The sequence below is a fragment of the Paenibacillus sp. FSL R5-0475 genome (assembly GCF_038004585.1).
Lineage (GTDB): Bacteria > Bacillota > Bacilli > Paenibacillales > Paenibacillaceae > Paenibacillus_AQ.
The window spans coordinates 5,911,544-5,930,707 of record NZ_JBBORK010000001.1; the positions used below are offsets into that span (position 1 = coordinate 5,911,544).

The 19,164-nt window shown below is 45.2% G+C and carries 16 protein-coding genes and 1 riboswitch; of the genes, 7 read left to right on the forward strand and 9 right to left on the reverse strand.

The window, feature by feature from the left end; translation table 11 throughout:
• Positions 1–31: 31 nt before the first annotated feature.
• Positions 32–1,126: a GGDEF domain-containing protein gene (locus tag MKX41_RS26480; RefSeq protein WP_149646260.1), complete on the reverse strand. Its 1,095-nt coding sequence runs from the start codon at positions 1,124–1,126 to the stop codon at positions 32–34.
• A gap of 244 nt (positions 1,127–1,370) precedes the next feature.
• On the opposite strand from MKX41_RS26480, the gene MKX41_RS26485 reads away from it, so the two are divergent.
• Complete coding sequence (locus tag MKX41_RS26485; RefSeq protein ID WP_340973828.1) at positions 1,371–2,888, forward strand: methyl-accepting chemotaxis protein; 1,518 nt, start codon at positions 1,371–1,373, stop codon at positions 2,886–2,888.
• A 51-nt stretch (positions 2,889–2,939) separates the two neighbouring features.
• Here the strand turns inward: MKX41_RS26485 and MKX41_RS26490 are convergent, their stop codons facing one another.
• Positions 2,940–3,455, reverse strand: coding sequence for a nucleotidyltransferase family protein (locus MKX41_RS26490; protein ID WP_340975096.1), 516 nt, complete (start codon positions 3,453–3,455; stop codon positions 2,940–2,942).
• A 262-nt stretch (positions 3,456–3,717) separates the two neighbouring features.
• On the opposite strand from MKX41_RS26490, the gene MKX41_RS26495 reads away from it, so the two are divergent.
• The 5 genes from MKX41_RS26495 to MKX41_RS26515 all read left to right on the forward strand — a co-directional run bounded on the left by MKX41_RS26495 (position 3,718) and on the right by MKX41_RS26515 (position 9,296).
• Positions 3,718–5,322, forward strand: coding sequence for a sensor histidine kinase (locus MKX41_RS26495; RefSeq protein WP_340975098.1), 1,605 nt, complete (start codon positions 3,718–3,720; stop codon positions 5,320–5,322).
• Positions 5,319–6,047: a LytR/AlgR family response regulator transcription factor gene (locus MKX41_RS26500; RefSeq protein ID WP_042184277.1), complete on the forward strand. Its 729-nt coding sequence runs from the start codon at positions 5,319–5,321 to the stop codon at positions 6,045–6,047. Before MKX41_RS26495 ends, MKX41_RS26500 begins: the two co-directional genes overlap by 4 nt.
• A gap of 138 nt (positions 6,048–6,185) precedes the next feature.
• The gene (locus tag MKX41_RS26505; RefSeq protein WP_339268334.1) at positions 6,186–7,424 is read left to right on the forward strand and encodes an L-lactate MFS transporter; all 1,239 of its coding nucleotides are present in this window, start codon (positions 6,186–6,188) and stop codon (positions 7,422–7,424) included.
• Between the two features lie 334 nt (positions 7,425–7,758).
• Positions 7,759–8,367, forward strand: coding sequence for an RNA polymerase sigma factor (locus tag MKX41_RS26510; protein WP_076299891.1), 609 nt, complete (start codon positions 7,759–7,761; stop codon positions 8,365–8,367).
• The gene (locus tag MKX41_RS26515; RefSeq protein ID WP_340973830.1) at positions 8,328–9,296 is read left to right on the forward strand and encodes a hypothetical protein; all 969 of its coding nucleotides are present in this window, start codon (positions 8,328–8,330) and stop codon (positions 9,294–9,296) included. Before MKX41_RS26510 ends, MKX41_RS26515 begins: the two co-directional genes overlap by 40 nt.
• Before the next feature lie 403 nt (positions 9,297–9,699).
• Here MKX41_RS26515 and odhB read toward each other — a convergent pair whose 3' ends face one another.
• On the reverse strand, positions 9,700–10,974 hold the full coding sequence (gene odhB, locus MKX41_RS26520; RefSeq protein WP_340973831.1) for a 2-oxoglutarate dehydrogenase complex dihydrolipoyllysine-residue succinyltransferase: 1,275 nt from the start codon (positions 10,972–10,974) through the stop codon (positions 9,700–9,702).
• 52 nt (positions 10,975–11,026) lie between these two features.
• A complete protein-coding gene (locus tag MKX41_RS26525; protein WP_042184285.1) occupies positions 11,027–13,894 on the reverse strand; it encodes a 2-oxoglutarate dehydrogenase E1 component in 2,868 nt (955 codons plus the stop codon).
• Between the two features lie 470 nt (positions 13,895–14,364).
• Positions 14,365–14,449: riboswitch (cyclic di-GMP riboswitch) on the forward strand.
• A 26-nt stretch (positions 14,450–14,475) separates the two neighbouring features.
• Here MKX41_RS26525 and MKX41_RS26530 point away from each other — a divergent pair.
• A complete protein-coding gene (locus tag MKX41_RS26530) occupies positions 14,476–14,631 on the forward strand; it encodes an anti-repressor SinI family protein (RefSeq protein WP_231573373.1) in 156 nt (51 codons plus the stop codon).
• A 200-nt stretch (positions 14,632–14,831) separates the two neighbouring features.
• On the opposite strand, the gene MKX41_RS26535 is transcribed toward MKX41_RS26530, so the two are convergent.
• The 5 genes from MKX41_RS26535 to MKX41_RS26555 all read right to left on the reverse strand — a co-directional run bounded on the left by MKX41_RS26535 (position 14,832) and on the right by MKX41_RS26555 (position 19,161).
• On the reverse strand, positions 14,832–15,161 hold the full coding sequence (locus tag MKX41_RS26535; protein ID WP_340975100.1) for a helix-turn-helix domain-containing protein: 330 nt from the start codon (positions 15,159–15,161) through the stop codon (positions 14,832–14,834).
• Positions 15,162–15,319: 158 nt separating this feature from the next.
• Positions 15,320–15,940 carry a TasA family protein gene (locus MKX41_RS26540; protein WP_076285138.1) on the reverse strand — a complete coding sequence of 207 codons (621 nt, stop codon included), beginning with the start codon at positions 15,938–15,940 and terminating at the stop codon, positions 15,320–15,322.
• Positions 15,941–16,031: 91 nt separating this feature from the next.
• Positions 16,032–16,619, reverse strand: a complete 588-nt coding sequence (sipW, locus tag MKX41_RS26545) for a signal peptidase I SipW (protein ID WP_340973832.1) — start codon at positions 16,617–16,619, stop codon at positions 16,032–16,034.
• 1 nt (position 16,620) lies between these two features.
• Complete coding sequence (locus tag MKX41_RS26550) at positions 16,621–17,895, reverse strand: hypothetical protein (protein ID WP_340973833.1); 1,275 nt, start codon at positions 17,893–17,895, stop codon at positions 16,621–16,623.
• Positions 17,896–18,183: 288 nt separating this feature from the next.
• Positions 18,184–19,161: an aldo/keto reductase gene (locus MKX41_RS26555; protein ID WP_340973834.1), complete on the reverse strand. Its 978-nt coding sequence runs from the start codon at positions 19,159–19,161 to the stop codon at positions 18,184–18,186.
• Positions 19,162–19,164 lie beyond the last annotated feature (3 nt).

Sequence of the window (19,164 nt, forward strand, 5' to 3'; positions counted from 1 at the left end):
CGTCGAAGGCGTTTTTGCTTGTGTTCGGTCTTTAGCTGATTACGATTTTGTTCTTCCCGGTATTCTTAGCCTCGTAAAGTGCATCGTCTGCTTTCTGAAATGTAGAATTTTTGGAATCTGTACCTATAAAATCGTGCATACCGATACTGACGGTTACGCTTTTGCCGTTCATTTCCGCAAAAGGGGTATCGGAGATGGACGTTAGAATATGCTTCATAATCTCATGAGAATGATCAAGGGTTTTAGAAGTCAGAATGACGACAAATTCTTCCCCGCCAAAGCGAGCCGCGAAATCATCAGGACCGACATGCTCGAGGAGGATCGCTGCAACCTTTTGTAATACGATATCTCCAACGGAATGCCCATAGGAATCATTTACTTTTTTGAAGTTGTCGATGTCCATAACGGCTAGCTGCATGGGAAATGGATTACTCTGCTGATGATCGATCAGCCATCCTAAGTATTCATGAAACGTCTTATGATTATAAAGGTCCGTCAGAGGATCGATCTTGGATAGCCGATCCATGATTATATTCTGAATGCGTAATTCCTGTTCTGACTTTACGGAGTTCTCCAGTGATCTCATCAAATCACGCCCACGACCGATGACTGCAAAGCCTGCTAAAGCAGTAGCAGCAAAAATAAGAACAATAATGATAGTTTGGGTGATGGGGACGTATCCGTGATTAGATGCCTTGATGAATAAAATGATCGTGTACAGTAGACAAACAGCAGAAGAGGCTATCATATAACTAGACTTCATATAGATCATGGATACAAGCAGCGGCAGCAGCATAATTAATGACATTACATACAGTTCATCATTGAGATTGATGATAATCAGAAGCGCAAATAAATGGCTCGCTACTGTAATAGCTAGCTCGGACCATAAGGGTTTCCATCTATAGATAAATTCCAGAATAATGATCAAAGTCAATATGATGGAATCAGGAATCAGCGACTGAGTAATAAACTCTCCCATGGTTAGGGTATCCGAATGTTGGCCCCATAGGCATTGAGAAACAAACATATGAATACTTAAATCCACAATCAGGATGATCCAGAATGCATTAAGCAGCACGCGATTCCAATGGGTCTGACGAGGAGTTTGAGATGTAGTATGCATAATGTGTTCCTCTTTTCCAGTGGCAATTTGCTTATATATTCGACAATAATTACGGATTCCCTCTCGACCAATTATCTCCAAATATATTCGTATATTACGGTAACGTTGGTGTAGGTCCTCCAGGGATATGGATTTGCGTGTGAAAAGACTGATCGAAAAGGAATAGTATAGAAAGTATTTCCTTTAACTAACTCTGCTGATATAATGTTAGAATACATAACATCAATCGAGTGGAGTGGGAATAATGATGCAGATTCGCCCTAGCCAGATTTTTGTAGTCGTCCTGTTGCTCCTTGTCAGTGTTTACAGTTTGTTGATAGACATGTTCTGGATTCATAAGCTGGTAATCATCCTGCTTATGGCTTCTCTAGGCTGGGTCCTACTAAATTTGTCCCGCTACGGTTACCGCAAAGAAGCGCTGCTGAAGGAGTCGCAGAATAAAGTTGAGCTGCTTGGCAATGAGATTGTAGTTACTTCGGACCGACTGCATGGTGCACTCGAAGAAATCAGTCGTCATACAGAAGAGCTGCAGCGGACAGCAGATTATTCACATGAATACGAGATGGATTTGCGGATTCGCAGTAACGAAGCTAAAGCTAATATTGAAGGTGCTTATCAGACAATGGGCGGAGTAGCATCCGTTACCGCACATATCGAAGAGTTGACGGAGAGACTGGGGTCAAATATGAAATATGCTCGTCAAGGAATGACAACCATGGTTGATTCCTTGAGCATCGCAGATGCTGTGATGAAGGATTTACAGATGCAGAGCGGGGACATGTTAGCTAAGTTTACTATCTTGAGTAATCATATTGCGATGGTAGAAGAGATCAATACGCTTATTAACGGAATTGTGGATGAGACCTCACTGCTAGCGCTTAATGCTTCCATAGAAGCGGCCCGGGCCGGGGAACAGGGCCGCGGATTTGCGGTGGTGGCCAGCCGGATTCGGCAGCTGGCTGATCAAAGCAAGAGCTCGGTAGACCGTTCCTCTGGCATCTTGCTCGACATTAATAACGGAGTACAGCAGGTGCTGGAATCCGTGACGAAAGAGCAAGCTTCAGTGGAACGTGGGGTGAACGAGGTCGGCACTGTGAAGCTTCGACTCGATGATATCGCGTCGAGAGTCGATGAGGTAGGCAGCGCCGTAACAGAAACCATCGATGCTGCCGCAAAGCAGGGCAAGCTGATTGTTGAAGTGACGACGGAGCTGAGTGGGGCAGTGGCTATCGTGAATGAGACGATTGCCAATGTTGATCTTACGCTGGAACAAGTGACACGGCAGCGGAGCCAGATCGGGCAGCTGAACGAAGTCAGCGCTAATCTGTTAGCGGAGTCGCAATCGTTGCAGCAATCGGTTACCAGCATAGCAGCCCGAGAAGAAATCGAGATGAGCCAATATGCTGCCCGGCTTCAAGAAATGCAGAGTCTCTTGGAGACAATTTCAGCTAAGGAAGAACTGTATGACCCGGATACTGAAGTTCATCAAGGTGTTTTGACCTCTTACATTAAAAAAAATCCGGATGTACAAGCCATTTGGTCCAATCGGACGGATGGGACCTTTATCTATTCCGAGCCAGCGGCTGGCCTCTTGAATGCCAAGCGACGTGATTGGTGGAATGGGGCCATAAATGAAGGTGAATATGTCTCGAAGCCTTATGTATCAGCGATTACGAAGCGTTCTTGTGTTACATTATCCAGAGCGATTAAGAATCGTCAGGGAGATGTCGTTGGTGTAGTAGGTATCGATTTGGCGGTGTAAAAAAACCAGAAAAGCAAGCCCTGCTATATTGGGGGCTTGCTTTTTGTTATTTTAGGTAGTGCTGATCTGCAACTGTTTCCACGTCGCCTGCCAGTTCTTTTTAATAACTCGTTGTTCATAAATAGGGAGTAAGCTCGGGTTTTCAGTAAAATGTGGGGTAGGTCGTAATACTACATGAATAACATCGGAAATTCCGTGTGGAGCGACTAGGATGATTTTACCTGATGGATTTAGGGAGAGTCCAAGCGCTGTGGCGGTTTCCGGAAACTTGGATATCGCATCAACAGCTGATGTATAAGGTGGAAGTTGATTGACGGTATGCATTCTTGCTTCATTTTTAACAGACCAGGGAACATTGGGGTTTAAATCTCTTAGTTTCGCCTCCCAATCCTTCTCCACTTCCTCTTGATGATTGCTGTCGTCATAATAAATAACATCAACATCTGGCAAAGGTGTCCGTTCTTCGAAGCCATGAAGGGTGTCCCAAATTTTTGCACGCACAAAGCCAGCGCAAACCCACCAGTCAGGTAACTGCAGCGATCTAGCATTTTCTAATATATCCATCATCCAGGGATCATTTTGTACAAGCTGTATGATATCTGCCTCGTGTTCTAATTTTTGCAAACCGCCCACCTCCGTATATGTATGTTTTTATTCTGTTCATATCATACAACAAGAGTTTCAATAGAGGTATTAAAGGATAGGCTGAATGGACAGAGGCATGAACTATCTTTATAATAAGTCGACATCTAGTCCTTTGGAGGCGGAGACCGTGCAATATACGTTTACGATTTTACTGCAATTATTCGAAAGAGCTGCACTACTGCTGATGTGTCTGTTCGTGCTGACTCGTCTGCCGCGGTTTAAAGAGATTTTTCAAAAAGGAACCTACGCCCCGCAGGAGCTTGCCATAGCGACGACGATCTTCAGTTTATTCGCCATCTTCGGTACCTATAGTGGCATTAATGTGGAAGGCTCGCTTGTGAATGTGCGAATTATCGCCATCGTGTCTGGTGGGATTTTGTTCGGGCCATGGGTAGGACTCATAACAGGCATCATCTCAGGGGTTCACCGTTTTTTAATTGATATCGGAGGGGTAACCTCTCTTCCTTGTCTGATTACGAGTATTACCGCAGGGATTGTGTCAGGGGTAATATACCGCCGCACTTCTGGTGAACGTCGCTGGATGGCCGGTATTTTGGCCGGGATGGCCTGTGAAGCCCTGACGATGCTGCTCATTCTAGTGATGGCCGAACCGTCGTCGCTGGGTGTGGATATCGTGTCCAAAATTGCTTTTCCGATGATTATGAGCCAGATTAGTGTCGGTCTGATTGTCATGCTAGTGCAGAGTGTGGAAGGTGAAAAGGAACGGATTGCGGCGAAGCAGTCCAAGCTGGCACTGGATATTGCCAATAAGACCTTGCCTTATTTTCGCAATATTAATCCCGAGTCGCTTCGTACCATCTGCCAAATTATCAAAGAAGATATCGGTGCAGACGCTGTAGCTATTTCGGATACAAGACTCATTCTCGCTTACGTTGGTGTTGGAGAAGAGGACTATACTACGACCAATGAAATTATAAGTGAAGAAACTAAGGTGACGTTGTCCAGTGGTGAAATTACGATCCGTAACGACGATAGTGATTATGTGAATCCGGAGATTAAATCGCTGATTATTATTCCATTGAAGGAAAAAGGTGAAGTGACGGGAGCGCTCAAAATCTATTACACCAGAGCCCACAAGATCACTTATTCTCTACAAGCTATGGCTGTAGGTTTGTCGCAAATGATCTCTACGCTAATGGAAGTATCGCGGGTTGAGGGCATTAAAGAAATGGCGAACAAAGCAGAGCTAAAGGCTTTGCAGACAAGTATTAACCCACACTTTCTGTTCAATGCACTGAACGCGATTGCGTCCTCGATTCGGATTAACCCGGATAAGGCGCGCGAGCTGATCGTGAATCTGTCCGGTTATATGAGATACAATCTGGAGCTGACGGATGAATTCATTGATATTAAGCGCGAGCTGCAACAGGTTCAACAGTACGTAGAGATTGAAAAAGCGCGCTTCGGAAGTCGCCTTAATGTCCTCTATGATATTGATGAGGTTCAGGTTCGGATTCCGAGTCTAATCATTCAGCCGCTTGTAGAGAATGCGATCATACATGGCATACTGAAGGTACGAGGGACGGGAACCGTAACGATTTCTGTAAAAGATCAAGGCGATAATGTTCGAGTTGGCATTCGGGATACCGGAGCGGGCATCAGCAAAGAAACCATAGAGAAGGTCTATGCTGGCGATATGCCGGAGAATAAGATCGGACTGTTTAATGTACATCAACGGGTCAAGCTCATCTATGGAACTGGTCTTACAATTCAGAGGCTCGATAAAGGGACGAACATTTATTTTGATGTCAAAAAGGAGGGCCTATGAGAGCAATTATCGTGGAGGATGAAGAGCTAGCGAGACAGGAACTGGCTTATTTAATAGAGACTCACAGCGGAATCGATATTGCTGCACAATTTGAAGATGGGCTGGATGCACTAAAATTTTTACAGGTTGAGACGGTAGATGTGATTTTTCTGGACATTAACATTCCCTCGATTGACGGAGTACTGCTGGCTCAGAATATTAGCAGATTCTCGGTAAAACCTTATATAGTGTTTATTACTGCGTATAAGGAGCATGCCGCTGAGGCGTTTGAGATTGAAGCGTTTGACTATATTCTTAAACCTTACAGCGAGGTTCGCATTAAGGCTATGCTGCACAAGCTAGAGGGGGCGTTCGCTGCTCGCGGAAGACAGGGGGAAGAGGAACGTAATCCAGTAAGTGATAAGGTGAATCTGTGGAAAAATGAGAAGATTATCGTAGTGAATGCTGATGATATTTATTACGCCTCCGCACAAGAGAAAAGTACGAGCGTAATAACTAAAGGTGAGGAATATAGTATGGCGCTCAGCATCAGCGATTTTTATAATCGACTGCCGGAGGATCGTTTTTTCCGCTGCCATCGTTCCTATATCGTTAACCTGTCCAAAATCAAGGAAATCATCCCTTGGTTCAACAATACATACTTGCTGCGCCTGCATGATTTGGAGTTTGAGGTGCCGGTAAGTCGAAGCAAGGTAAAGGAATTCAGGCAGATCATGCGCCTATAAATGCAGTTCATTCTTCATTTTCGTCATCTCATGCCAGATTTCTCTCAACATCCGCTGGTTTAGCTACAATAAAGAGGCAAAAGAAGCTCTTGTAGCAGATCACGAGAGGGAAAGAAGGAATAGACCATGACTTCGACGATGGACAACAAAAACGCCAAACGGTGGCTTATCGTATTAGGAACAGTAATTATGCAGATGGGTCTAGGTACCATTTATACATGGAGCTTGTTCAATGCACATCTGGTAACAAAATTCGGATGGGAGCTTAATTCTGTTTCGATTACGTTTTCGATCACGAGCTTTGCACTCGCTTTTGCGACTTTGTTCGCAGGGAAATTGCAGGATCGTTTTGGTCTTCGCCGGTTAACTGCCGCCGCAGGGATTGTGCTTGGTCTAGGATTGATTCTTAGCTCTCAGGCGAATTCGCTTCTAATGTTCTATATATTGGCTGGTGTAATCGTTGGTTTTGCAGACGGAACAGCTTATATCACTTCATTATCTAACTTAATTAAATGGTTTCCGAATAATAAAGGCTTAATCTCCGGTGTGTCCGTGGGTGCTTACGGAACGGGGAGTTTGATTTTTAAATATATCAATGGTAGTTTGATCGACTCGGTGGGTGTGTCTAATACGTTTATGTATTGGGGCATGATTGTTATGGTGATGATTGTAATCGGTTCCTTGCTCGTCAGAGAAGCTCCAGTACAAGCGGCATCACTGGGTGCAACAGCAACTTCGACTATCGCTAAACCAAAAGACTACACGGTAAAAGAAATGCTACGTACGAAAGAAGCTTATCTGTTGTTCATTATTTTCTTTACCGCTTGTATGTGTGGTCTGTATTTGATCGGTATTGTAAAAGACATCGGTGTGCAGCTAGCTGGACTTGATGTACAGACGGCAGCTAATGCGGTAGCGATGATCGCAATTTTTAATACAGCAGGACGTTTGATCTTGGGTGCCTTGTCTGACAAAATGAGCCGTTTGAAGCTGGTAGGCGCTTCGCTTGCAGTAACGGCAGCCGCTATGTTGACCCTTAGCTATGCGACGCTGAATTTCGGACTGTTCTTCACTTGTGTAGCTGCCATTGCATTCTGCTTCGGGGGTAACATTACAGTGTTCCCGGCGATTGTCAGTGACTTCTTTGGTCTTAAGAATCATAGTAAGAACTATGGAATCGTATATCAAGGTTTCGGTATTGGAGCCCTTTCAGGTTCGTTCATCGCCGTCTTCCTGGGCGGGTTTAAACCTACTTTCGTGATCTTTGGTCTCCTGTGTCTGCTGGCCTGTATCATCGCAATTTCGCTAAAACCGCCGGTGGAGAAAGCGAAAGAGAAGAAAGCGCTTCGGCTCAAAGCTACAGAACGGACGGCTTAAAGGTAAAAAGACAATAAATTAAACAAAGACGTACAAACTGACAACAGTTGTACGTCTTTTTTCTATTGGTGGGCAGTAGTCCGTGGAGCATGTGAAACAAAAAAACTAAGGTGATCTGAATTCAGAATGAATTACTCATTGGAGAATATTACAGAAACACGGTCCGTATTGCAGCTACTATTGATTTTTGGCTCATTCTGCTAGGGTTACTGACTGTATAGCTCTTATTAGCCTCTACATGTGTATAATTGGAGTGAATTTGGGAGAATAGTTCGGTTTACATAGGCACTTTTTTCGCTGCACAAGTGTTATAGAAGATATAAAGGTTAAGGAGGTGCTTACAACGCCACAGGATTCGCTAGACCCAAAGGAGCTGGAAGAGTTAATCATTAGTATTCAAAAGGGCAATATCGAACGGTATGCTTTTATCGTTAGAGCTTTCCAAACGCCAATCTACCGCTATTGCTATCGTTTGTTAGAAAACAAGCAGGATGCGGAGGACGCAGTTCAGGATGTTTTGGTAAAAGGCTATCAATCTATCCATCAATACAAGCCGCAGATGCATTTCTCGGCATGGCTCTATCGAATCGCGTATCATCATTGCTTAAACCTGCTGCGCAGACGGCGTTTGCAAAAGCGAGTCATGAGTATCTTCAAGCCTGATTTTATGTCTGCAAGTCCTGAACAAGAGCTGGATGATCGGTTGTTTAATCCCTCATTGTCAGCCGCTTTAGCACAGTTGTCGCTGGAAGAGAGGAATATGCTTATTCTGCGGGTGTTCGAGGAAAAAACTTATGCGGAGATAAGCGAAATTCTTGGGGTCAGTCCCAATGCACTGACGAAGAGAATGAACCGGATCAAGCGGAAGGTGCAGGAAGCTATGAAATTGGAGGAGGAGATCAGATGGAACGAACCACAATCAGCGATGAATACCAAAATATAATTTATGCCTCAGCCGGGAATGAACTTCTGGGTGAGATCGATGTAGAAGAGAAGGTTATGGGACATATCCGTGGCATATCAGATCGAAAGCGATCATTCTCGCTCTCGCTGAAGACGATGAATAAAACAACGGCAGTTGCCAGTATGTTAGCTTTGTTCCTGATGATCTCAGTGACAGCGTATGCTGCATCGGAATATATACAGATCCGCAATAGTGAAGGCGTAGTAAAGGTTCAGCATGTTGCGCCGAATGAATCTGCAGGAGTAGCTTCCTATGATAAGTATGCACAGAAAGTAGATGCTTTCGCTAAACCGGGAGAATTGATCGCCTATCTTGTGAACAATAATGCAGGCGCAGCAGGCTTGGCAACAGAATTGTCTTTTAAGTATAAAGAGCAGCGGATAGGCGAATATTCTGATTTTTTGAAGGAAATCAAGCGGACAGGGGCGCCGATGCTTCCTGCATTGGCAGCAGGGTATGCTTTTGAATATGGGGTTATAAACCCTAATCATCCGACTACGGATGCGGAGAAGAACAGTTCTCTATATCAGGAGACGTTACAAGATCTTACTGCCCAAGCAAACAAAGATAAGGGAAGTAGTAATTTATTTATGAAGGCTATACCTTGGTCGGAACCAGGCTGGATCAGTGCAATTTATTCGAAGAATAATGCTTTTATAGGTATCTCTACCACGATCATGCATGGCGGGAAAGTGTTCGTGGAGCAAGAACCTGAGAATCAAGCGGATAAGATTATAGTGGCTGGCACAGAAGTGATCTATAACAAAGTAGTGAAGGAAGAGGTAAGCTACGATTATCTGAATTGGTATAACGAGAAGCAGGATGCGTATTATACACTCAGCAGCTACGGAGATAAGATTTTGAGTAAGGAGCAATTTCTGCAGTTGGCTAGGGAGCTGTTGAAGTAGATTCTTGTAGTTTTGTAGTTACATGCGCTAAGTTAGTTGTACTATATACAATTAAAGTTAACTAATACCTTTATATAAGCCCTGTAGTTGTATTTAATACAGCTATTACTGGTTAGATTAGTGGAAATAAACGTTTTTACGGATTTTAGTTGTAGAGAATGCAATTAAGGAAGAGGATATGGGAGATCAGAAATAAATAAGTGTATAAAATACAGTTAGATCATATGCAAGGTAGGAAGCATTCCCGACAACGCCGGACTTTCTAACCTAAGGATTCATGATTCACCTTGTAATTATGAAATACTTCATCTCAAAAGTTAATTCAGATGCAAAAGAAGGTATCCCTAATGCGAAGCTTTAGGGATACCTTCTTTATATTCTTAAGTCGAAAGATCGATCAGGGTTAGCCTTCCAGCAGCAGTGCTTCTGGATCTTCCAGTAATTCCTTCACTTTGACAAGGAAGCTAACCGCTTCAGAGCCGTCAACGATCCGGTGATCGTAGGAAAGGGCGATATACATCATTGGGCGGTTAACGGTTCTTTCTTCGTCCAGCGCAATTGGACGCAATTGAATCTTATGCATCCCTAGAATACCTACTTGAGGGGTATTCAGAATCGGGGTGGATAATAGTGAACCGAATACACCGCCGTTGGTGATAGTGAACGTACCGCCTTGAAGCTCGGAGAGACTAAGTGTATTAGCGCGTGCCTTGGAAGCGAGTTCGCCAATTTGACGTTCGATTTCCGGGAAGCTGAGGCGATCTGCGTCACGGACAACTGGAACCACCAGACCTTCCTTAGCCGCAACGGCAATACCGATATCGTAAAATTTCTTAACGACAAGATCTTCACCGTCAATCTCTGCATTCAGCAGAGGGTAGGTCTTCAGCGCACCGATCACGGCTTTGGTGAAGAAGGACATGAAGCCTAGTCCTACTTCATGCTTCTCTTTAAAAGCATCCTTGCGGCGCTTGCGGATGTCGAGGATCGCTGTCATGTCCACCTCGTTGAAGGTGGTCAGCATGGCTGCGGTCTGCTGCGCTTCTACCAAGCGGCTGGCAATCGTGAGCCGTCTGCGCGACATGCGCTTGCGCTCCACGTTCTTGCCATCCTCCGGCGCGGCTTTGCTCGCAGCCGGCTTCGCTGGCTCCGGCTTGGCTTGTGCCGCCGGAGCTACCGGTGCAGCGGCCTGTGGCGCTGCTGCACCATGACCCGACACATCGGCCTGACCAATCCGGCCGATAGGATCACGGGCGCTAACATCGCCGAGGTCGATGCCGCGCTCCCGTGCCAGCTTGCGTGCGCCCGGCGATGCCAGTGCAGCGGGGCTTTCGCCACCCGCTGCAGCGACTTCGGGCGCTGCTACAGGTGCGGCTGCTGCGCTGCCGCTTGCCGGTGCCGCTTCAGGCGCTTTGCTCTCAGCGGCCTGCGGTGTACTGCCGCTAGCGGCTCCAATGATGCCGATGGCTTCGCCAACGGCTACGTTCTCGCCCGCTTGACGTAGGATGGAGGAGATGACACCCTCCACCTCCGCACTAATTTCCAAATTCACTTTATCCGTCTCTAACTCAGCAAGCACATCACCTTGACCTACCGTGTCGCCTTCTTTAACCAGCCATTTGTAGATGGTTCCTTCGGATATAGATTCTCCCAGATCGGGTACTAAGATTTCTGACACAGGCCGTTACCTCCCCAAACATAATGGTTTACGCTATTGTGATACCGTCCTCTTAAGAGGACGGTACAGCTGTTTGTACTTGTGAATTTGCTTTTAGGGCCTCTGAAACAATTCTACGCTGTTCAAAGCTATGAACATCTGCATAACCACTCGCAGGACTGGAACGTTCAGGACGTCCGATATATCTCACGCTAGTGTTTTGCGGTGCGATGGCCCGTAACCGAGGTTCGGTATAACTCCACCCGCCCATATTCTTCGGCTCTTCTTGCACCCAGACAATTTCCTGAAGGGATGTGAAGGAGCTTAAGTGAGCACTCAGTTCATGTTCTGGGAACGGATAGAGTTGCTCAAGGCGCAGTACATGTAGCCATGACCAATCTTTGTCTGAAGCAGCTTCTAGCTCTGTTTGGATGTCGATAGCTACTTTACCGCTGCAGACTACTAGACGTTTGACCTCACCAGGCTTCTGGCCTAGCAGGGGCTCTGCTAGCACAGGCTGGAATTGTCCGGAAGCGAGCTCAGTTCCGGCAGATGTGCTGCGCGGATTACGAATGAGACTCTTCGGCGTCATAATCACCAGTGGTTTAGCGTCTTCCTGTCCACATAAAGCAGCTTGGCGTCGCAAGACATGGAAATATTGAGAAGCAGTGGTCAAGTTAGCAACGGTCCAGTTCTCTTCCGCGGATAACTGTAGGAAGCGTTCCAATCTACCACTGGAATGCTCGGGTCCCTGTCCCTCGTAGCCATGCGGTAACATGACGACGAGATTGCTGCGCTGCGTCCATTTCGCACGTCCAGCGGCAATGAACTGATCAAATATAACCTGACCTGCATTGGCGAAGTCGCCATATTGTGCTTCCCAGATGACGAAGGTTTCTGGTGCGAACACATTATAACCATACTCAAAGCCTAGCACAGAAGCTTCAGATAGCGGACTGTTATATACGCCAAAGGAAGCGCGAGAATTACTTAGCTGATGAAGCGGAGAGAATAATTCTCCTGTCTTGCTGTCGTGCAGCACCAGATGGCGGTGTGCGAAGGTGCCGCGCTGTGCATCCTGACCGCTAAGTCGAATTGGCGTTCCATCCTTCAGGATGGTTGCGAAGGCGAGGGACTCAGCGAGTGCCCAGTCGACCTTTTCACCTTCATTCAGCGCGTCCTTGCGACGCTGCAGAATTCGCTCCAGTTTCGGATAGACTTGGAATCCATCAGGTACGCTCAGTAGCTCACGATTAATCTCTTGCAGACTGGAGATCGGTACGGCTGTAGTGCCTGCCGCTGAGCGATCTGTATGAAGAGGAATGAAGGCTTTTGGTTCTTTTTTCTTGTGATTGCCTTCCTTCATACTATCGTACGCACGTTGCAATACGCCTTCTGTTTCAACGTGCATCTTTTGTACATCTTCAGCTGTAAGAATTTTTTCACGCTGTAGCCGCTCCGCATACACCTTGTAAACGGTTGGATGATTGCGTACCTTACCGTACACGATAGGTTGTGTAGTTTCAGGATCATCCATTTCGTTATGTCCATGACGACGATAGCCGATGAGATCAATAACGAAATCCTTTTTGAATTGATTGCGATATGCACTAGCTAAACGAACGGCTGATATACAGGCCTCAGGATCATCAGCATTGACATGGATAATTGGAATTTCATATCCTTTGGCGATGTCACTTGCATAATGCGTTGAACGGGAGTCTTCGCTTTCTGTCGTAAAGCCGATCCGGTTATTAACAATGATATGGATCGTCCCGCCATTCTGATAACCTTGAAGTTTGCCAATATTAAGTGTTTCTGCAACAATCCCTTCACCTGGAAAAGCAGCATCGCCATGCATCAGTACCGCCATAGCTTTACTGGTATCAATCTTCGGCAATCCGGCTGTGCTCCGATCTTCTTGAGCAGCACGAGTGAAGCCTTCCACGACAGGATTGACGAATTCCAAGTGACTTGGGTTATTCGCTAGTGTTATTCTTGTGCGTACCGTTTCTCCTTCACGGACAGCGCGGTCTGCACCCAGATGGTATTTCACATCACCCGTCCAGCCATAGTTAATGCCTGTAGAGCCTTCGGAAGGGAAAAGCTCCTTGTTCGGAGAATGATGAAACTCTGAAAATATAATGTCATAAGGTTTGCCCAAAATATGTGCAAGAACGTTGAGGCGACCACGATGCGCCATGCCCATCAGAATATGCTCTGCGCCGTCATGCGCAGCAGCGCGTACGATTTCATCCAGCATCGGTACGAGAGCGTCATTGCCTTCCAAACTGAAACGCTTCTGACCCACAAAGGTTTTGTGAAGGAAGGTTTCGAATTGCTCTACTTGGATCAGGCGGTTTAGCAGCTCTTTACGTTCTGCATTATTTAAAGGCGCTGGTGAGCTTGTGGATTCTGCCTGTCTGTTCAACCATTTCAGTTCTTGTTCTTCATGCACATGCCCGAATTCATAGGCGATTGTCTTGGTGTAAGCCTGACGCATACGCTGAACTGCATCCCATCCGGTATGCACATCATTCGGCGCATTCTCCCAAATGAGCGTGGCAGGTAGTGCGAGCAGATCCTCACGAGTCAGCTCATAGGTTTCGAGTTCAAGATATTTAGCCATGGGATTGTGATCGCGCTCAAGCGGATCAATATCAGCGGCCATATGGCCATATATACGAATATTAGCGATTAGCTTGGAAGCTCTTACTGCCTTTCTAAGCCATTCGGTGTCTCCCGAAATGCGAGGCTGTGGAGCCGGTTCGCTATCCGGTGTTAGGGGTGGGGGACCCGAATTTGTAAAAAGCTCGCGATAATTATTCTCTACGGTGGAAGGATCTTTCACAAACTGTTCATATCTTTCTTGAATGTAGCCTAAATTGGGTCCGTAATACTTACTCCAAATGGATTCGTTATAGGGCTCTTTGGCTGCCATGAATACATCCTCCTTAACGGATGAACTCCATACGTGACATTTTGTGTCAACGCTTACTGGAGCTGTGATGATTGCGGTTTCATTTCTCATCTTATTGTGCTACTTTCCACACGTGTAATCAATTCATTCTTTCGTCCAATACGTTCGCAAAATGGTATGGGTTAGCTTGTTCTAATGAAAAGAACGCTGTTTCTTCTCATTACCCATTCCTAAGGCCCACTAAAATGATTCTAATATCCTTATTTTTAACTAATAGGGAAGGAAGTATCATTCTATCGGCTTAATTAATTTTATGAATAGGACGAGTATCGTGTTAAAAGGACAAGATATCGCACAAAAGAGCTTCTATTTTTTGTTTTTTAATGGAAAAACTAATCAGAAATCGACACACTTTTCCACTTTAGTATAGTATAATGTTATTGCAGTTAGCGATTTTCATATATTCAAAGTAGATCCTTTCGTGTAAAGGGTCCAGTAAAAGGTAAACCTGCCGAAAGGCAGGGGCACAAAGTCGCGGGTCTAAGGTAGAAATACTATGACAGCCGGATTGCCTGGGGACTAAAATCTTAGGAGGAGATTTTTTGGACAAGTCCAACCAGGGAAGCAACAGAGAACAGCAGGTCATTGATCTAGACGTAGAGTGGGTCCATTTATTATTAGCAGCTAAGAAGGCTGGCATAAAGGCAGATGAAATTCGTCGCTTCTTTCATGAGAAGACTGTGCAAGCCGTGCAGTAATACATTCAGAGCATTAGATATCAAAAGAGCACAGCGATAACTCGCTGTGCTCTTTTTCTTTATATAAGAATCTATAAGTTTCAGACTTGGTCCTTATATTCTGCTAGAATTCAAACGCCTTCGCAGTCCATGTTAGGAGGCGAAGGCGCTTATGTTTAATAGTATGAGTAGAAGAGGATCTTATCAGGTCAGGTGGAATATTAATCCTTATGATCAAGGCGCCATTTCTGGTAGTCCAGAAACTCCTTGAATTCGCGTTTGCTTATGCCTGAGGCCATAGCTTCCTGCACCAATCGGAACCATTCCGAATCTAAAGGTGACTCCTCAGCATCATTAGGTTCTCCATAGAGCAAAGCGTGGATGGATACCTGAAGCGCATCGGCGATCTTTTCGATAAACTGGATTGAAGGATTGGATTGGATGTTTCTCTCCACATTGCTAAGATACGATTTAGCAACATCCGCTCTGTCCGCAAGCTCAGATAGGGATAACCCCTTTTCTAGGCGGAGATGCTGGATACGTTGGCCCATATTTTGTGCCACTATGCTGACGCCCCTCCGTAATTTTTGTTATTAGTATAGCAAATATCGATAAATTCGACAAAGTTTATTGTAAAGAGAAGAGCAGCATCTACTTATCCGCTTCCGGAATAAGAATCTGCTGCTCTTCGAATGGAAGACTTATTAGATTATTTAGCGGATCCAGCAGTTTGCTTACCTACGAAATCCCAAGTCAGAGTTAATGAATCTTTTTGGAAGTAGTTTTGCTCTTGGCCGTTATCAACAAATTCGAATTGAACGGTGAAGCTATCATTTGTGCCGGCCTTAATTCCAGATGCTTCGCTAGTACCCCAGATTGCATCAAGTCCAGTATTTTTTACGAGATCCGGTGTCTGAGTCTTCAAATCGGCTAGGGTAGTTTCCCAAACTACTTTCTCTTCACTACCAGGTAAGATGCCGCTTTTATCTTTATTCACCAGGAATTTAACTTTGATGGATTTTGCCAAATCGTTAGCGCCGTTGTTACCACCTACATCATTAATAGAGGTAGCTGTTTTGAGGAGGATCGAACCGATATCAAGTGTACCGTCATTTTTTAGTTTGAAGTCTCTTTTGATCGTATCGCCTGGCTTCAGATCCTTCAAATCAACGATAACAGAAGGATCAGAGTTCAAATCCAGTGTACCTGCTGCGAATGTAGCGGTGCTTTGTGCAGTGTCGCTAAAGTAAGCGAAAGTTCCTCCACCAATCAATGATAAACCCAGTGCTGCAGATGCTACGCCAAGACCCAATGTTTTTTTGATACCCATAATTAAAATTCCTCCTCGGTTTTTGTGGTTTTTTTATAAAAGTTATATATTGTAACTTCCGGTTCGTAAGCGGAAGCGGACAATCAACGGATTACTGTATTTCAGTTGGAGGTGGAGAGGTGGGAAGTATAGCAGCATTTTTCTTTTCGAGTGCAGCTACAGCCTTCCATGATGAATACAGGGCATAGAGCAGGAGCATCAAGCCTGGTACGATCATGAGCACAACACTTCCAGCTTTGGAAACTGCGAAATTCATAGCGTAACCTACATAAGGTACGGTGACCCCGGTATACTCAGCTACAACATTCGTGGAACTGGTAGGGTTCATATCAGGTGCATCATTGTTATCACCTTTCGTGCGATACATGGCTTCACCGGTAGCGTTATTCATTGTTGCTTCTACAACACGGTGAGTAATGAGCAGGTTTTCTTCATTTCTAAAGGTGATCACATCGCCTTTTTTGAAGCGATTCATATCTCCTCCGGGTTTTAAAGCGACAATCGATCCGGTTTGAATCCCTGGTTCCATCGAACCTGAGAGTACCGATTTGATCTGGTATCCGAAGAAGGCAGGTTCACCGCCGGAGGCCTTTGATAAAACTACGGCTACCACCAGCAGAATGAATATCACAAGCATGATGCTCGATAATGTATTGTTGACCATTTTTTTAATCCGCATATTATTCGCCACCTTTAACTTGTTGAGGGTCCGAAGGGGCTGGTGTTGCTACCGGTGGGGAAGTGGTTGTATCTTCCGCTTTTGGCGCCTCCTGAGGAACCGCTTGCTGTGGTACATCTTTTGGAATCGTTAGCTCTTCACCAATTTCCGGAACGACCGGGTTAGTGGCTGGGGCTTCAGGCTGTTCATTATTTATGTTCTCTGGAGTAGCTTCACCTTTCGGTGGAGTCACTTCCGTTTTTGCTTTCTCCTCAGCTTCAGCTTTCGCTTTGTCCTCAGCTTCTTGCTTTTCTTTTTTCTCCAGTGCCAAGCGTTCTTCTTCTTTCTTCGTTTGTTCCAGCGCCTCTAGTCGGGCTTTCTCAAGTGCTTCCAATTGTTGTTCACGGGTTTGACTGATCAATTGGAGCTGACTCTGAAGATTGCTGATTCCTGAAGTAGCCGATTCTTTAAGACCATTCATTTCAGTATTGAGATTTTCATAAGTGGAGGTAAGTTCGCTAGAGATATTGCCGGCCGGCTGACTAAAAGGAATCAGGAAAGGTAACGGCTGCTGAAACGCCTCGTTGCGTAACTCGGGTTGTCCATATACATCACTGGTCACTACCGAAGCAAATGGAAGCCCGATGTCGTGTATGGAGTTTAGATATTGGATGACTCCCTTTAAGGAAGCATTCAGGGATTCAGAGATTACACCGCTTTGATTCAGGCTGCTTTGCAGCTCTCTGAAGAATTGTTCATCCTTGATTTCTAGACAGTTTGAATCTAGAGAGGTCATATATCCTCCAATCTGGAATAGGACGGCTGCTGCTGCGTTCAGCTCACCATTGATTTCGTTCCAAATTTGGCTGTTGGTGGCCAGTTGCTCATTCACGCCATCGATTTGAGATTGAAGCGCGGAGATTTGTGTGGAAATCTCTTGCGCTGCGACATCAAGCTCATCCAGCGTCATGCCTTCTATTCCCGAAACGTCTGAGAGACTGCCTGAAGGGGTATAGCTTTGCAGCGATCCTTTTAAAGCAGTAGCTCTTTCGATATGATCTTTGAGTTCTGTTAGAAGCCCCTTGATCGAGTTTGGAAATACTTCGCAAAAGCTAATTGTGCTAGTGGTTTGCGTAGTAGCTCCAAAACCACCATAGGTACTACCCACTTGCTGCGAGGTAGTCAGAAACAAGACGGAGACAGCCATTCCTGATTGCAGAACACGTAATCCGATTTGTTTCTTTCGTTTAGGTCTTCTTTTTGCTGATCTGGGTCTCAGAGGAATACCTCCCCTCAATGTCTTGAGTTTCTTTGGTTCGTTATTGTTGTTCTTTATTGAGAACAACTTCTGTAATGAATAATACATGGAATAAATTGAAAAGAAAACTGTCAATAAGTCTCGTTTGTGCTCTATAAAGAACAAAAATGTTAATTTATCTCTATTTATCTCGGTTTATCGCTTGATATCTATTTTTATTCGCAATAGAGAACGATGCATAGGAGGGGAATGTATTAAAAATAGCCTAATCATGCGAGAGGCACGATTAGGCTATTAGAATTCTTGCGAGTTTAATTGTGGGCTCAGTTAGGGAAGACGAGTACCACGTGAACTAACATATAGGTCATACCATTCTTTTCGAGTAAGCTCCAGCTTGTCTGCATCGGCGCAGGCAGCGATGCGCTGCGGATTCACAGTCCCAATCACAGGCTGAATAGCTGCCGGATGTGTCATTAGCCAGGATAGCACTATGGCTTCGGGTGTTGTTCCTTTTTCATCTGCAAGTTGTTTAACCATGGCAGCTGTTTGGACCATATTCTCTGGTTGATCCTCTAATGAACGTCCACTAAATAAGCCTTGTGCGAGTGGGCCCCAAGCTTGAAGCTGAATGTTCTCCATTCGACAATGTTCAAGGGTTCCTTCGGGAAAGGTAATATCCTTCCAAGGTTCACGGTTTACACTGATTCCAGCATCGACCCAGCTGAGCTTGGCTAGGCTCATGTGTAGCTGGTTTACGATAAAAGGTTCCTCGCAATAGGCTTGCAGCATTTTGATCTGCGCTGCGCTCATATTGGAAACGCCGAAATGACGAACTTTACCTGTTGCCTTTAATTGATGCAAAGCAGAAGCTACTTCCTCTGGATCCATTAGGGGGTCAGGCCGATGGAGCAGCAGAATATCAATATATTCCGTTCCTAGTCGCGACAATATTCCATCTACACTGCTTAGAATATGCTGGCTTGAGAAGTCAAAGACATTAGAGCTGTCTCCAGGCTCCATTAGCTTAATACCGCACTTCGATTGAATAATGATTTCTTCGCGGAGTCCTGGGCGTTCTTTAAAGATTTGACCGAATACCTTCTCGGCTTTACCACGGGTATAAATATCTGCGTGATCAAACATATTGATACCAATAGATAGTGCTGCGTCGAAGGCTGCATGTCCTTGCTTAACATTCTCGGCGGTAATCGGTTCATGATCCCAGCCTCCACCAAATCCCATACAACCTAGAGCAATACGGCTGGCTGGTATACCGCGCTTGTTTAAAGGCAGCGTTCTCAACATTGT